This is a genomic window from Rathayibacter rubneri (assembly GCF_023743255.1).
GTDB lineage: Bacteria > Actinomycetota > Actinomycetes > Actinomycetales > Microbacteriaceae > Rathayibacter > Rathayibacter rubneri.
In genome coordinates, this window is record NZ_JAMRYM010000003.1 from 98,818 (window position 1) to 112,303 (window position 13,486).

The following is a 13,486-nucleotide window of genomic DNA, read 5'->3' on the forward strand; positions in this document are numbered from 1 at the left end:
CGATCGTCCACCCGGCAGAGGAAGCAGCCGATGCTGGAGGACCGCCGGAGGGGTTGTCGTCTATTGCTCGAGAACGACAGCGAGACCCTGGCCGACGCCGGTACAGGTCGCGACGACAACGGCGAGGACACGACGTCCACGCGCGAACGGTCCGCCCAGCCCGCGTCCTTCTCGCCTTCGGCCGCGTCCCACTCGCTCCGGGGGAAGCACGACACGTCTCGATCGACATCCCCACCGCTCTGTTCGCGCTCTGGAACAAGCGGGGAGGGTGGCTCGTCGAGCCCGGACAGGTGGAGCTCTTCGTGGGACGGTCCTCGGCAGACATCACCCTGAAAGCCGAAGTACTCCTCAGCGGCGAGACGTACGCCGTCGAACCGGCCCGACGCACTCAGGCGAGCCGTGTCTCGCTCAGATGAGGCGGAGAAGGGGAGCGCCGATCGGTGCTCCCCTTCTCGCTGTCACCCAGGCCGCTCTAGTCGCTCTCTAAAAATGCTCCTGAACGAGGGGTGCGGATCACTGCGGCAGCTTCCCTTGAGGGGGGTACTTCACCGGAGGTGGTTGTGTCAGCCCAGGACGAGGGCGGACGGGTCAGTGCCCGAGCTCGACGAGAATCACTCCCCCGATGATCAGAGCGATCCCACTGGCCATGAGCCAGGTGAGTGGATCCTTGAAGAGGAGGCGACCGAGGACTGCCGTGAGGGCGACGCCGACCGCGGCCCACACCCCATAAGCGATGCCGATGGGTAGCCCGAGAGAGAGCGCGCCGGCGAGGAGGGAGAACGCTGCGATGTAGCCGACGGCGACGGCGGCGTACCAGCGCTTCGCCCCATCGGTCGCCATCTTCAGGCTCAGGGTCGCACTGACCTCGGCCAGGATCGCGATGGCAAGGAATGCCCAGCCCATCAGGCGGTCCCTCCTTCCTTGCGAAGAGCGAGGGCGGCGTGCGCGCGCTGCGAGCCGAGCTCGACGATCAGCACGCCTGCCACGATGAGCACGAGACCGACGATCATGACTCCCGTCAGTGCCTGTCCGAACAGGACGGCGGCCATGATCGCGGTGAGGGCGACTCCGGAGGCGCCCCAGATTCCGTATGCGACGCCGACCGCCATGCCCGTGCGGAGCACTCGCGTGAGCAGGAAGAAGGCACCGAGATAGCCGATGGCGACCACGACGTACCAGCCCTGAGCGTCGACAGCCGCCTGCATCGATAGCGCGGCCGTCACTTCGAGGAGGATCGCGCCTCCCAGGTAGATCCATCTCATCGGCCCGCGCTCCTCAGCAGCGCGGACACGGCGACGGCGGCGAGCCGGACGAGGTCGTAGGCGGCGTCGTCGTCGCGGTCGTTGAACCAGGAGGTGGTGATGCCATCCGTGACCGCGATCAGCAGAGCGGCGACTCGCGAGGTGGGTGCCGACCATTCGAGTCCGGCGGCGGCCGACCACTCGTCGACGTTCCGGGCAAGCTCGCGGTGGTACTCGGCTTGCTCCCATCGGGCGAGATGACCGAGGTGCGGGTCGCGCTGCGAGAGGGCGACCAGCTCGGCCAGCGCGAGGAAGTAGCTCGGACGGGCGATGACGTCGTCGAGGCGTACCCGAAGGCCCGCAACGAGCCGCTCGGTGGGTCCGAGATCCTCCGGCGGAGGCGCGAACGCCGCCGCGAGCGTCCGGTGAAGCTCCTGCTCGAGGATCGCCGCGAACAGATCCGCCTTTGAGTCGAAGCAGTAGTGGAAGGAGCCGTGCGGAAGCCCTGCTCGCGCGGTGACGGCGCGCGTGGTCACGGCGGCCACACCGCCTTCCGTCATCACGGTCACGCCGGCCTCGACCAGCTGCCGTCGTCTCTCGTCCTGCGGACGGTGTTCTCGTGAAGGGGTCATTGGGACGACGGTACATCACACTTGGCCAAGTGGCCAACATGAGTTGGACGCTGGGCCAAATTTTCGGCGACCTTCGACGCGATCGGCAGGGTCGTGCTGCCTGACGGATGCCGGCGCGGTCGGGGCCGGCCGCCTGACCGCGGTCAGAAGGCGGAGAGACCGCGTTGCGGGTCGGGCCGTGCTGCGGCTCTCGGTGGGCGAGGCGAGAGGAGCGCGCGTCGCAGCTCCGGAGGAATCTGCTCGGTCAGTTCGCCGGTGCAGTCAGACGCTTGTCGCCCGAGAAGAGTCCGCGGCCGGAGACCAGGTAGGTAGCCCCGGCTCGAAGAGCGTCAGTAGCGGTATCTGCGGTGACTCCCCCATCGACGCCCACAGGATGCTCCTGAGCTGCGGAGTACTCGGCGACCACGTCGAGGGCGGAGTGGTCGAGCGTGTGGCCCGCCTGGCCCGGAGGCGTCAGCATTACCAGCAGGCCGTCGATCTGCGCGCGGTCGGTCGGCCTCCGCTCTCCCGGGACGACGGCGGTCCAGACCTCCTCTGCCAGGGCTCCGGCGGACGCGATCTCGAGGGCGCTCAGACCCCCGTCGGGGTCCTGAATGGTGATCCGGCCGAGGCCGCCGGGCAGGCGCAGCAGCCAGTCGAGAACGTTGTCGACCATCAGGTGCACGTCGAGCCGTACGCCGGGTATCGCGGCGATCGCGGCGATCGTGTCCGTGCTCACGGACGGCCGGTCTCCGAAGCGACCTTCGATGATGTCGGCGTGGACCCAGAGACCGCGGGCGGTGAGCTCGCGTGCCGCGGCCTCTCTGAGGGAGTCCGGGACGGCGAGGAGGCTCCCTGCCAGGGTCGCGTCGTGGTTCCTGATCGTGGCGATCAGTTCCTCATCCAGCTGCACTTTCTCAGCCGACTGCGGGGCGTTCGGCATCTGCCCAGGCCATCTCGCGCAGCTGTGTGGGATCGATCGCGTCGCGGTCGAAGACGGCTCCGTCGCAGTGCCCGTTTCGGAAGACGGTGATCGTGTCAGCGAGACCGGTGAGCTCCTCCTCCTCGCTCGAGACGACGATTACGGCGACGCCCTTCTCTCGGGCGAGGGTGCGGATGATGCCGTAGATCTCGCGCTTGGCTCCGATGTCGACGCCCTTGGTGGGTTCGTCGAGCAGGAGTAGTCGCGGGGCCTGCAGGGTCGCGCGGGCGAAAAGGGCTTTCTGCTGGTTGCCGCCGGAGAGCGAGGTGATGGGGTTCTCGACGTCGCCGCGGATGGTCACCTGATCGAGCACGGTCCTGGCCGAGCCCTTGAGTGCTCGCCAGTTCAGGATCCCGGCCTTGCCGTAGCGGCCGAGCACGGGAAGGACGACGTTCTCGATCGAGGTCATCTGCGGGATGAAGCCGTCGAACTTCCGCTCCTCCGAGAGGAAGGCGACGCCCTTGGCGATCGCTTGTCCGGGTCGCTTGGGGGCATACCGCTGCCCGTCGAAGGTGATCGATCCGCCCCCGATGGGCTCCGCGCCGTAGATGGTCTTGAGGAAACGGGAGCGGCCGGAGCCGATGAGGCCGTAGATGCCGAGGATCTCACCGGCGCGGACGGACAGCGTGATGCCGGTAAGTCCGTTGCAGTGGAGGTCGTCCACCTCGAGGACGGGCTTGCCGAAGTGCTCGGTGCGCTCCTTCTCCGACAGCGGGGCGGCGTCCTCGACGGGTGCTCCGTCGATCATCGCGAGGTCGGAGGCGGAGGTGCTGTGCTCGCCGACAATGGCGGTGACGACGGCGTCGCGGTCGACGGTGCCCGTGTCTCCGTCGAGGACGATCCTGCCGCCCGAGAGGCCGACGACGTGGTTGGCGACCGCGAAGACCTCGTCGAGCTTGTGGTCAACCAGGAGGATGCCGAGGCCCTGCTCCGAGGCGAGCTTGCGGATGATGTCGAGGAGGTTGTCGACCTGATCCTGCTCGAGCGCGGTCGTCGGCTCGTCGAGGAGCAGGTACTTCGCGTCGCGGTTGATCGCGCGGACGACTTCGAGCAGCTGACGCTGCGCGACGGGCAGCCGTGCGACGGAGTCCGTGCCGCGGGCCGGGATGCCGTACTCCTTGCAGAGCTCGTCGGCTCGGGCGTTCATCGCGCGGCGGCTGAGGAGCGGGCCGGACATCTTCTCGGTGCCGAGGAAGAGGTTCTCGGCGACGGTCAGCTCGTCGACCAGGCTGAGCTCCTGGTAGACGCAGGCGATGCCCGCTCGGCTGGCGTCCTTCGGGGAGGTGAAGGGCGTGGAGTCGCCGTCGACGGTGATGGAGCCGGTGTCGGGCACCTCGGCGCCGGAGAGCGCCCTGAGGAGGGTCGACTTCCCGGCGCCGTTGTGACCGATGAGAGCGACCACCTGACCGGGGCGGATCGTGAGATCCACGCTGGTCAGCGCCTTGGTGGGACCGTAGGACTTCGAAATGCCGGTGACGACGAGGCCGTCTGCTGCGCTCATGGGGTGGTCGCTCTCTGTCTTCGATGACGGATATCGGTCGGGCGGGGTCAGCCGACTTCGCCGGCGCCGGGGGTCTGCCCGGTGGTGAAGACCTTCAGGGGCTCGAGCACCTCCTTGTCGACGCTCTCGCCGCCCAGGAACTTCTGGAGGTTGTCGAGCGTGATCTCGGCGTAGCGGGCGGGCTCCTGAGCGGCGCATCCGGCGTAGGTGTCGGTGAGGGGCTCGTCGGCGGCGCAGAAGGCGTAGACCTTGATGGAGTCGGACTTGCCCTGCTGGGCGATCGCCTGCAGTGCTCCGACGGCGTGCGGGCCGGCGTCGGCGAAGATGACGTTGATGTCGGGGTTGCCCTGCAGCATGTCTCCGGTGACCTGCAGGCTGACGTTGGGGTCGATCTTGCCGTTGACGGTCTGCACGACCTTCGCGTTGGGGTTCGCGCTGATCGCGTCGGTGAAGCCCTGGTCGCGCTGGTTGGTGGGGATCTGGTCGGGGTTGCCGATGATGCCCGCGATGATGGTGGCGTCCTCGCCGAGGTCTGCGAGCACCTGCTCGCCCATCTGGGTGCCGCCGGCGACCTGGTCGGCGCCGACGTACTGGACGAAGCTCGCGTTCTGGGTGGTGAGGTCGTCCGGGGAGATGATCACGTTCACCGTGAACACGGGGATTCCTGCTGCGTTCAGCGCCTTGACGCTGGCCGCTCCCGGACCGGAGTTGACGGGGTTGAGCGCGACAGCGCAGACGCCCTGCTGGATGAAGCTGTCGATCTGGGAGAGCTGGCTGGAGTCGCTGTCGTTGGCGATCGCGACCTTGACGTCGTAGCCGAGCTCTTCGCCGTGCGACACGAAGCTGTCCTGCATGGCGACGTAGTACGGGTTGACGGTGTTGGGCAGGGCGACGCCGATGGTGGGCTTGTCGGTGCTGCAGTTCTCGGGGAGCGAGCTCGTGCCGTCCGAGCCGCCGGCGGCAGCGGGGGCGTCGGTGGCGGGGTTCGAGCAGGCCACGAGGCTGAGGGCGAGCATTCCGGTCGCAGCGAGGGCGAGGGGGCGGGTGCGGATCTTCATCGATCTTCCTTTTCTTCTGACGTGTCGTGTGGGGTGGGGGTCGTCGGAGGTCAGCCGCGGGTCGCGGTGCCCGCCGTGTAGGGGCTGGAGACGGTGGGGAGCGAAGAGGTCGGGGGCTGCGGGGTGCCGCCGGCTTTGCGGAGGATCGGCTTGCCGCTGCGGTAGCGGCGGTAGGTGTCGAACGAGACGCCGGCGAGGATGATCAGTCCGATGACGAGGGACTGCCAGTAGCTCTGCACGTTGAGGACGTTCATGCCGTTGCTGACGACCGCGATGAGGACGGCGCCGATCATGGCGCCGGCGATCGTGCCGACTCCGCCGAAGAGCGAGATGCCGCCGACGACCGCGGCGGCGATCGAGTAGAACAGCTCGTTGCCGGTTCCGGTGGCGGGGAAGCCGACCATGAGGCGCGAGGTGGCGATCAGGCCGCCCATGCCTCCGCAGAAGCCGCTGATGGCGTAGACCAGCACGGTCGTTCGAGCCACGTTCACGCCGGAGAGGCGCGCCGCGGCCTTGTTGCCGCCCATGGCGTAGATGTGCACGCCGGGGCGGGTGAGGCGCAGGAACAAGCCGGCGACGATAGCGGCGAGCAGAAGCAGCAGCACTGGCAGGGGCAGTCCCGCGATGCGGCCCTGACCGATCCAGGAGAAGCCGGCATCACGGACGGAGACGGAGTTCGCTCCGGTGACGATCAACGGGATGGCGAGGGCGACTCCCTGTGTCGAGAAGGTCGCAATGAACGCCGGGATGCGCACGTAGTGCACCAGGAGTCCGTTCACGACGCCGAGCAGGGTGCCGCAGCCGACCGCGAGGACTGCGGCCACGACCCATGGGAGGCCGCCCTGCATGAAGAGGGCCGCGGCGACGCCGGTCATGGCCACATTCGCCCCGGTAGAGAGGTCGATGCCGCCGGTGAGGAGGACGAAGGTCTGTCCAAGAGCGAGGAATGCGATGACCGTGCCGTTGACGAGCAGGACCAGTCCGTTGTCGAGGGTGCGGAAGGACGGCGACAGCACGCTGAGGGCGGCGATCACCACGACGAGGACGGCGAAGATGCCTGCTTCCTCGGGGATGCGGCGGCGTTTCATGGGGAACCTCTCTGTTCAGTGCGTCGACGTCTTCAGGACGGCGGAGGAGGGCGGCGGTGTGCCGCGATGGGAGGGCTGGGGATCAGGGGAGGGCGAGGGGTGGAACAGGCGCGGGCAAGGAGTCGCACTGACCTACGGCGCCGCCCGGGTGGGAGAAACGAACGCTCTCCCACGAGTACTGGCGCGTGCGCATCAGGACGAGGGCCAGGGCATCGAGCCACGCGCCATAGGCGAGCGTCGACCCCATGGCGATGACAGCGCCGGGGTCGGCCTCGTCGGGGGTGCGCAGCACCACTGTGATGTCGGCGACCTCAGCGAGGACCGAGGTGGGAGCGCTCGTGAGCGCGACCACGGTCGCCCCGATCGTGCGCGCGCGGTCGACGAGGTCGTTCACTTCGGCGCTGGATCCACCTTTGGACAGGGCGATCACCACGTCGTCCGCCGACACGGCGCCCAGGGAGCCGTGAAGAGCCTCGGTGGGGTGGAGGAAGAACGCGGGAGTACCCGTGACGGAGAAAAGGTGGGCGGCGCGTCGAGCGATGAAGCCCGAGGTGCCGACGCCGGTCACGATGACGCGTCCCACGCTGTCCCCGATCGCCGAGGCGGTGAGGACGAGGTTCTCGTCGATCTGATCGGCAATGGATCGGACGGCGTCGCTCTCTGCTTGCACCAGGACACGAGCGGCCTCGATGACCGATGAGATCGCTTCGGTCATGATCGCGGCCCTTCCTTCCTCATGATTCGGTGGGGCCCAACGGCTCCAGCGGCGTGAGATGAGTATTGGAACCCGTCCGCACATCCGTCAACAAGGCCGCTCATTTGAGCGTTATGCTCGTGTGAGCAGGAGCCGCGCAGAGCGGCGCAGAGAGGGTGGCCGAGATGAGCACCAGTGCAGGAACGGGCATGCTCGCCGCGACCGTCGCACGCCGTTACTACATGGACGGCGAGTCCAAGTCGAAGATCGCGGACGAACTCGGCATCTCCCGCTTCAAAGTCGCGCGGTTGCTCGAGCTCAGCCTCAAAGAGGGGATCGTCCGGATCACGATCACCGCACCCATCGCCTACAACGTCGAGCTGTCCGAACTCGTCCGGAAGAGGTTCGGCCTGCGCCAGGTGATCGTGGTGGACACGCCCGACGACGAGCACGATCCCGGACGAGTCCGCCACCGGATCGGCGCCGCCGCAGCAGGCCTCCTCTCGGAACTCGTCACCGAGGACGACGTCCTGGGCATCGGCTGGGGCCGCACGATGAGTGCGATGGCCAACGAGCTGCACTCCATCGCCGCCTGCCCCGTCGTCCAGCTCGGCGGGATGATGGGCTCCGTCCGTGAGAACTCCCTCGAGCTGGTGAGGCGCATCAGCGATGTGGGAGGCGGGCGCGCCTATCCCCTGTTCGTTCCTCTCGTCGCTCACGACGCGGCGACGGCGAGTGGGCTGCGGAGCCAGCCCGCCGTCCAGGCGGTATGGCGGCAGTTCGACTCCATCACGATCGCGGCCGTCGCCGTCGGCTCTTGGGAGCCGGCCGACTCGCAGCTGCGCGAAGGCCTCGAACAGCAGGAACGGGAACGGCTCACGAAGAAAGGCGTCTCCGCCGAGATCGTCGCCACCCTCCTCCGCAAGGACGGGAGCATCATCACCGATCTCGACGACCGCGCTCTCGCTTTCGACTTCGAGCACCTCAAGAAGGTGCCCCAGCTCATCCTCGTCGCCGGCGGCGTGAAGAAGGCACAGGCCATCCGAGCATGCCTGAACGCCTCCCTCGGGACCGTCCTCGTCACGGATCGATCGCTGGCACGCGCACTCCTGAACACGGCTTAGACCTCGATGCTCGTTCACATGCCGCTCACATGAGCGGGAGCATTGACGAGTGAGCGCTCGATGCCTGTAATGGAGAAGCGGTCGTGCTGTGCGGCCTGCCTCGCGACTGCCGCGCTCCCGACGCCCGCCTCCGGTAACGGTGCCGGACCTACCGCCTCCGCGCTGAACGGAAGAAGACCGTGCCTCTCATCGCCGGCGTCGATTCCTCGACGCAATCCACGAAGGTCGTGCTCTGCGACGCCGACGACGGCCGCGTCGTCGGTGCTGGCTCCTCGCCGCATCCCCCGACCTTCCCGCCACTGAGCGAGCAGGATCCGGAGAGCTGGTGGACAGCACTGACTCTCGCAATGTCAGCCGCGCTCGACTCCGCACACGCCTCCGGCCGCGATGTCGCCGCCATCAGCGTCGCGGCTCAATGCCACGGGCTCATCGCCCTCGACGCCGACGACACGGTCATCCGACCCGCGAAACTGTGGAACGACACGACCTCCGCGCCCGAGATGGAGGAGCTGCGAGCAACGATCAGCGCCGAGGAATGGGCGCAACGCACCGGTTCGGTGCCGACGGCGGCCTTCACAGTCTCGAAGCTCCTCTGGTTGCACCGGCACGAACCGCAGAACGCCGCGCGCCTGCGAACGGTGCTGCTCCCCCATGACTGGCTGACCTGGCGACTCACCGGCGACAAGGTCACCGATCGGTCCGAGGCCAGCGGAACCGGATACTTCGACGCGACAACGGGTCGCTACGACGAAGGCATCCTCGAACTCATCGACGCCGACCGCGAATGGCTGACAGCACTGCCCCGCGTGCACGGCCCCCAGCAGGCAGCGGGAACTCTGACAAGCGCCGCAGCGGCGGCGCTCGGGCTCCACCCCGGCATCGTCATAGGACCAGGAGCCGGAGACCAGCACGCGAGCGCCCTCGGTCTCGGAGTCCGCTCCGGCGACGTCGCCTACTCGTTCGGCACGTCCGGAGTGGTCTTCACGAGCACGGAGACTCCCGTCCACGACCCCACCGGCATCGTGGACGGTGTGGCGAACGCGTCGGGCGGATTCCTCCCCCTGTCGTCGACGCTGAACGCGGCTCGAGTGACCGACACCTTCGGCCGGCTCCTCGGCGTCGATCACGCAGAGTTCTCGCGGCTCGCCCTCGCCGCCGAGGTCGGCGGAACGCCCTCCTTCGCGGCGTATCTCGATGGAGAACGGAAGCCGAACCTGCCGGACGCCCGCGGTGTCCTCTCCGGTATCACCTCCTCCACGTCCCGAGAGCAGATCGCCCGGGCCGCGGTGGAAGGAGTGGTCTTCGGACTGGTCCGGGGAGAGCGCGCCCTGACCGCTCTGGGCGTACCCACCGACGGGATCAGGATCGCGACCGGCGGAGGCGCTCGATCCCGCGCTTACCTCCAGGTCCTCGCCGATGCCACGGGCCGCCCCGTGCACACGTCTCCTTCCGTCGAATCCGTCGCCGTCGGGGCCGCCATGCAGGCGAGCGCCTGCTCGACGGGTCGGCTCCTCGCGACAGTCGTCAGCGACTGGGCGCCGACGCCCGTCCGCGTTCTCGACCCTCAGCACGTCGTCGAAACCGAGGAGGGCTTCGACCGCTACCTGGTCACCGCGTCATGGCGAGGCGGTGACCGCTCATGACCGCGAGCACACCCTGGGTCACGCTGCGAGCCGAGCACCAGCAGGTCTTCGACGCGGTCGACGAAAACGCCTTCTCCACCTTCGGTCGCGCGCTGCTCGACACGCCTCGTCGCTGGTTGTTCAGTGGGCAGGGCCGATCCGGACTCGTCGCGCAGATGGCCGCGATGCGGTTCATGCACCTCGGGCTCGACGCTCGCATGGTCGGAGAGCCCACCGCACCTCCGATTCGCGAGGGCGACGGACTGGTCGTCGTCTCGAGCTCAGGAACGACCCCGGTCTCCCTCTCCTACGCCCGGATCGCTCGAGCACAGGGAGCAGTGGTCGCCGTCGTCACAGCACGACCGAAGAGCCCTCTCGCCGCTCTCGCGGATGTTGTTCTCCCGGTGCCGTCGCCCGCGACTGAGCAGTTCGCCGGAAGCCTCTTCGAGCAGGCCTCGCTCATCCTCTTGGACTCGCTGATCCTCGGGGCGGTCGACAGGAACGATGAAGTTCTAGAGGCCATGCAGGGGCGGCACACGAACCTCCAATGAGGCCGGCTGGATACTGCAACAACCGACCGTGAGGGCACTGTCGCTCTCCTCGAATCTCCCTCACCCATGACTAGGCGGTATGACCGTGAACCCTCTCACTGAGCTTTCCCTGATCCAGCTGCAGGAACGGACGAGCATGAAGTGGCGGACCCATCCCGCCGACGTTCTGCCGCTCTGGGTCGCGGAAATGGATGTGCCGCTGGCCCCGCCGATCAAGCGCGCTCTCGATCGTGCCCTTTCCCGCGGTGACACCGGTTACGCCTACGGCGGGGAGTACGCCCAGGCGGTCAGTGACTTCGCGTCGGAGCGCTGGGGCTGGAACGGCCTCGGCGTCGAGCGAACCGCGCTGGTCCCCGACGTGATGATGGGCATTGTCGAAGTGCTCCGCCTGATCTCGTCCGTCGATGACACCGTGGTCGTGGCGGCCCCTGTCTACGCGCCCTTCTACGCCTTCGTCGTCCACAGCGGACGACGAGTGCTCGAAGCAGCGCTCTCGAGCGATGGACGTCTCGATGCCGCCACGCTGGAGGATGCGTTCGAGAAGGCTCGGCAACGGTGCGATCGGCCCGTCTTCCTCCTCTGCAATCCCCACAACCCCACGGGCACGGTTCACCGTCGAGCCGAACTCGAGATGGTTGCTCGGTTAGCGGGCCAGTACGGCGTGAGGGTTGTCTCCGACGAGATCCACGCTCCGGTGGTTCTCGCAGGGGCGCAGTTCGTGCCCTATCTCAGCATCGAAGGCTCCGACGACGCCTTCGCACTCCTGTCCGCGACGAAAGGGTGGAATCTGGCTGGTCTGAAGGCCGCACTCCTTGTCGCAGGCCCCGCGGCCCGGTCCGATCTCGAGAAGCTTCCTGAGGAGGTGAGTCACGGGCCGAGCCATCTGGGTGTCATCGCGCACTCGGCCGCCTTCGCAGAGGGTGGAGCCTGGCTCGACGATCTGCTGCGGGGCCTCGAGGTCAACCGGGAGCTATTGACGGCACTCGTCGAGGAGCACCTTCCGGGAGCGGTTCTCCGCCGCCCGGAAGGCACCTACCTCGCTTGGCTGGACTGCAGCGCCCTCGAACTGGAGAGCGGCGGGGTCTCTCGCGGAATTGACCCTGCGGTGGTGACGGAACTCGCCGGTCCCGCGCGATTCTTCCTCGAGCGTGCCCGCGTCGCCCTCAGTTCGGGGCACGTCTTCGGTAGTGGAGGTGAAGGGCGCCTTCGCGTCAACTTCGCCACGCGACCTGACCTCCTGACCCTTGCGTTCGAGCGGATGGGACACGCACTGAGACACCGATGACCACTTCGGACTCAGCGGCGCCGTCCGCGGGAACCGGGTCCGAGTATGAGGACTCGCACTCCCCTGGACGCGAGGTGCCAGCGCTGATCAGCGGTCGGCGCCGACGCCACTCGAGCCGGGATCGGTCAGCTCCCGAGCCACTCGAGGGCGCCCGCCAGCAGTGCGAGGTGTCCTGCCGAGCTGAAGGAGGCGGCACTGTGGCCGAGGGCGTCATAGACGGTGCCGCCGCCTCCGCCGCGCTCGAGTGCCCACGCGATCGGGCGATCTCGACCTTCGTAGTGGTGGGTGGCGAGGATCCGCGCGGTATGGTCCACCTCGAGCAGGGAGTAGCGCTCGTCTTCGACGTCGAAGTCGGTGACATTGCGGGGGTGTTCTGCATCGAGCTGGGTCACTGAACCACCGCATCGGGCGGCCTGGACTGGGCCGAACCGCAGGAACAGGGATGGGTGGAGCCAGGCGTGTTCAAGGTGGCAATTCGCACTCGCCGACCGGGCAACAGAGCTTTAGCTGGCAGAGCACGCCGTCGGACCCGATTCGACGCGACGCGTTGATCGCGTTCGTTCCTGGCGGGGCACGATGCCAGCCGGCTCGGCGGCTTCTGGCTCGCGACGAGGGCGCACGAGGGACGACCCGAGAGAGAGGAGCGGGGCAGGCGCTCACGCGCACCCGCCCCGCTCCTCTCGACTGGTCAGTCTGTGATCAGGCCTGCTTCACGGAAGATGTCGATGTACTCCTGCGAGTTCTCCTTCGTGATCAGCGGATTGCCGATGTCCACGTTGACCGTGTCCTCCACCCCGGTAAGGAGGTCGTGCACGGCCTTCATGTTGAGCTGAGCCAGCTCTTGCGCGTTCTGCAGGGAGGTAGCGGTCATGGTGCCGTCCTGGATCAGGAGGGTGGCTTCAGGGGTGCCGTCGACTCCGAAGGCGAGGATGTTCTCGAAGCCGGACTTGCCCTTGACCGCTTCGAGGGCGCCGGTGGCCATGTTGTCGTTCATCGAGATGATCGCATCGATGGACGGGTTCGCGAGCGACCAGTCCTCCATCATGCGGAGCGCCTCGTCCTTGTTCCAGTTCGCGATGTTCTCCTCGACGATCTCGACATCGGGGCGCTTGTCGAAGAACTCCTTTTGCCAGGCTTCACGACGCTGGGTCGTGTGGAAGTTGCCGCCGGGGCCGTTCAGCACTACGACGTCGGCGTTCTCGGGAATGAGGTCGAGGGCGTCCTGGGCGACGACGGCTCCCTGGTCGTAGGGATTCGCGTCGACGGAGTTCGCGCCATCGATGCCCTCGACGCGGGGGTTCGTCGTGATGGTGACGATTCCTGCGTTGACCGCCTCCTGGATGTAAGGGGTCTGCGCGTCCGCGTTGTTCGACTGAACGATGATCGCGTCGTACTTGTTGGCGATCGCGTTCTCGATCATCCGGTTCTCGACCTCGTCATCGGCCTGGCCGTCGAAGACGTCCAGGGTGATGTCGTCGTAGTTTTCGGACTCGGCCTTCATCTCGTTGGCCAGCCATGCGGCGAACGAGTCGACCTGGGCGCGGGCGACGTATGCGACCCGGTATTCGTCCTTCTGCTCGCGTTCGCCGCTGCTCTGCGAGGTCGGGTTGCCGATGGTCACGGCACAGCCGGTCAGGCTGACGGCCACTGCGGCGACGGCGCCGAGCGAGACGATCCTGCGGGTAAGAGTCTTCATTGCGCTCTCCTTAAGGGGTGGGTGGGTGAGGGG

Annotated in this window: 15 protein-coding genes and 1 pseudogene; 5 read left to right on the plus strand and 11 right to left on the minus strand. The window is 67.4% G+C overall.

What is annotated here, in order from left to right; genetic code table 11:
• Nucleotides 1-53: 53 nt before the first annotated feature.
• The gene (locus NB037_RS02245) at nucleotides 54-416 is read left to right on the plus strand and encodes a fibronectin type III-like domain-contianing protein (RefSeq protein WP_251943247.1); all 363 of its coding nucleotides are present in this window, start codon (nucleotides 54-56) and stop codon (nucleotides 414-416) included.
• Between the two features lie 172 nt (nucleotides 417-588).
• Here the strand turns inward: NB037_RS02245 and NB037_RS02250 are convergent, their stop codons facing one another.
• The 9 genes and pseudogenes from NB037_RS02250 to NB037_RS02285 form a co-directional block, all read right to left on the minus strand.
• The gene (locus tag NB037_RS02250; protein ID WP_251943249.1) at nucleotides 589-903 is read right to left on the minus strand and encodes a DMT family transporter; all 315 of its coding nucleotides are present in this window, start codon (nucleotides 901-903) and stop codon (nucleotides 589-591) included.
• Nucleotides 903-1,262 carry a DMT family transporter gene (locus tag NB037_RS02255; RefSeq protein ID WP_251943251.1) on the minus strand — a complete coding sequence of 120 codons (360 nt, stop codon included), beginning with the start codon at nucleotides 1,260-1,262 and terminating at the stop codon, nucleotides 903-905. The genes NB037_RS02250 and NB037_RS02255 overlap by 1 nt, the downstream gene beginning before the upstream one ends.
• On the minus strand, nucleotides 1,259-1,873 hold the full coding sequence (locus NB037_RS02260; protein ID WP_251943254.1) for a TetR/AcrR family transcriptional regulator: 615 nt from the start codon (nucleotides 1,871-1,873) through the stop codon (nucleotides 1,259-1,261). The genes NB037_RS02255 and NB037_RS02260 overlap by 4 nt, the downstream gene beginning before the upstream one ends.
• Before the next feature lie 244 nt (nucleotides 1,874-2,117).
• A complete protein-coding gene (locus NB037_RS02265; RefSeq protein WP_251943256.1) occupies nucleotides 2,118-2,765 on the minus strand; it encodes a beta/alpha barrel domain-containing protein in 648 nt (215 codons plus the stop codon).
• Nucleotides 2,766-2,769: 4 nt separating this feature from the next.
• Complete coding sequence (locus NB037_RS20040) at nucleotides 2,770-3,582, minus strand: ATP-binding cassette domain-containing protein (protein WP_443722491.1); 813 nt, start codon at nucleotides 3,580-3,582, stop codon at nucleotides 2,770-2,772.
• Between the two features lie 252 nt (nucleotides 3,583-3,834).
• Nucleotides 3,835-4,335: pseudogene (locus tag NB037_RS20045) on the minus strand (ATP-binding cassette domain-containing protein); the annotation flags it as partial.
• A 47-nt stretch (nucleotides 4,336-4,382) separates the two neighbouring features.
• Nucleotides 4,383-5,393 carry a substrate-binding domain-containing protein gene (locus NB037_RS02275; protein WP_251943260.1) on the minus strand — a complete coding sequence of 337 codons (1,011 nt, stop codon included), beginning with the start codon at nucleotides 5,391-5,393 and terminating at the stop codon, nucleotides 4,383-4,385.
• A 50-nt stretch (nucleotides 5,394-5,443) separates the two neighbouring features.
• On the minus strand, nucleotides 5,444-6,481 hold the full coding sequence (locus tag NB037_RS02280; RefSeq protein WP_251943262.1) for an ABC transporter permease: 1,038 nt from the start codon (nucleotides 6,479-6,481) through the stop codon (nucleotides 5,444-5,446).
• A gap of 82 nt (nucleotides 6,482-6,563) precedes the next feature.
• Entirely contained in the window at nucleotides 6,564-7,196 is a 633-nt protein-coding gene (locus NB037_RS02285; RefSeq protein WP_251943264.1) for a KpsF/GutQ family sugar-phosphate isomerase, read from the minus strand.
• 164 nt (nucleotides 7,197-7,360) lie between these two features.
• Between NB037_RS02285 and NB037_RS02290 the strand changes: the two genes are divergently transcribed.
• The 4 genes from NB037_RS02290 to NB037_RS02305 all read left to right on the plus strand — a co-directional run bounded on the left by NB037_RS02290 (nucleotide 7,361) and on the right by NB037_RS02305 (nucleotide 11,757).
• Entirely contained in the window at nucleotides 7,361-8,299 is a 939-nt protein-coding gene (locus NB037_RS02290) for a sugar-binding transcriptional regulator (RefSeq protein ID WP_251943265.1), read from the plus strand.
• A gap of 179 nt (nucleotides 8,300-8,478) precedes the next feature.
• A complete protein-coding gene (gene xylB, locus NB037_RS02295) occupies nucleotides 8,479-9,942 on the plus strand; it encodes a xylulokinase (protein ID WP_308202032.1) in 1,464 nt (487 codons plus the stop codon).
• Entirely contained in the window at nucleotides 9,939-10,472 is a 534-nt protein-coding gene (locus tag NB037_RS02300; RefSeq protein WP_251943267.1) for an SIS domain-containing protein, read from the plus strand. Before xylB ends, NB037_RS02300 begins: the two co-directional genes overlap by 4 nt.
• Nucleotides 10,473-10,551: 79 nt before the next feature.
• A complete protein-coding gene (locus tag NB037_RS02305) occupies nucleotides 10,552-11,757 on the plus strand; it encodes a MalY/PatB family protein (RefSeq protein WP_251943269.1) in 1,206 nt (401 codons plus the stop codon).
• Nucleotides 11,758-11,882: 125 nt separating this feature from the next.
• Here NB037_RS02305 and NB037_RS02310 read toward each other — a convergent pair whose 3' ends face one another.
• Nucleotides 11,883-12,149: a ThuA domain-containing protein gene (locus NB037_RS02310; RefSeq protein WP_251943272.1), complete on the minus strand. Its 267-nt coding sequence runs from the start codon at nucleotides 12,147-12,149 to the stop codon at nucleotides 11,883-11,885.
• A 296-nt stretch (nucleotides 12,150-12,445) separates the two neighbouring features.
• Complete coding sequence (locus tag NB037_RS02315) at nucleotides 12,446-13,453, minus strand: sugar ABC transporter substrate-binding protein (RefSeq protein ID WP_251943274.1); 1,008 nt, start codon at nucleotides 13,451-13,453, stop codon at nucleotides 12,446-12,448.
• Nucleotides 13,454-13,486: the final 33 nt, after the last annotated feature.

Excerpts from the sequence above, each read along its gene's own strand:
- NB037_RS02250 (WP_251943249.1), bottom strand. The coding sequence starts at position 903 with ATGGGCTGGGCATTCCTTGCCATCGCGATCCTGGCCGAGGTCAGTGCG.
- NB037_RS02255 (WP_251943251.1), bottom strand. The coding sequence starts at position 1,262 with ATGAGATGGATCTACCTGGGAGGCGCGATCCTCCTCGAAGTGACGGCC.
- NB037_RS02260 (WP_251943254.1), bottom strand. The coding sequence starts at position 1,873 with ATGACCCCTTCACGAGAACACCGTCCGCAGGACGAGAGACGACGGCAG.
- NB037_RS20040 (WP_443722491.1), bottom strand. The coding sequence starts at position 3,582 with ATGATCGACGGAGCACCCGTCGAGGACGCCGCCCCGCTGTCGGAGAAG.
- NB037_RS02275 (WP_251943260.1), bottom strand. The coding sequence starts at position 5,393 with ATGAAGATCCGCACCCGCCCCCTCGCCCTCGCTGCGACCGGAATGCTC.
- NB037_RS02280 (WP_251943262.1), bottom strand. The coding sequence starts at position 6,481 with ATGAAACGCCGCCGCATCCCCGAGGAAGCAGGCATCTTCGCCGTCCTC.
- NB037_RS02285 (WP_251943264.1), bottom strand. The coding sequence starts at position 7,196 with ATGACCGAAGCGATCTCATCGGTCATCGAGGCCGCTCGTGTCCTGGTG.
- NB037_RS02290 (WP_251943265.1), top strand. The coding sequence starts at position 7,361 with ATGAGCACCAGTGCAGGAACGGGCATGCTCGCCGCGACCGTCGCACGC.
- NB037_RS02300 (WP_251943267.1), top strand. The coding sequence starts at position 9,939 with ATGACCGCGAGCACACCCTGGGTCACGCTGCGAGCCGAGCACCAGCAG.
- NB037_RS02305 (WP_251943269.1), top strand. The coding sequence starts at position 10,552 with ATGACCGTGAACCCTCTCACTGAGCTTTCCCTGATCCAGCTGCAGGAA.
- NB037_RS02315 (WP_251943274.1), bottom strand. The coding sequence starts at position 13,453 with ATGAAGACTCTTACCCGCAGGATCGTCTCGCTCGGCGCCGTCGCCGCA.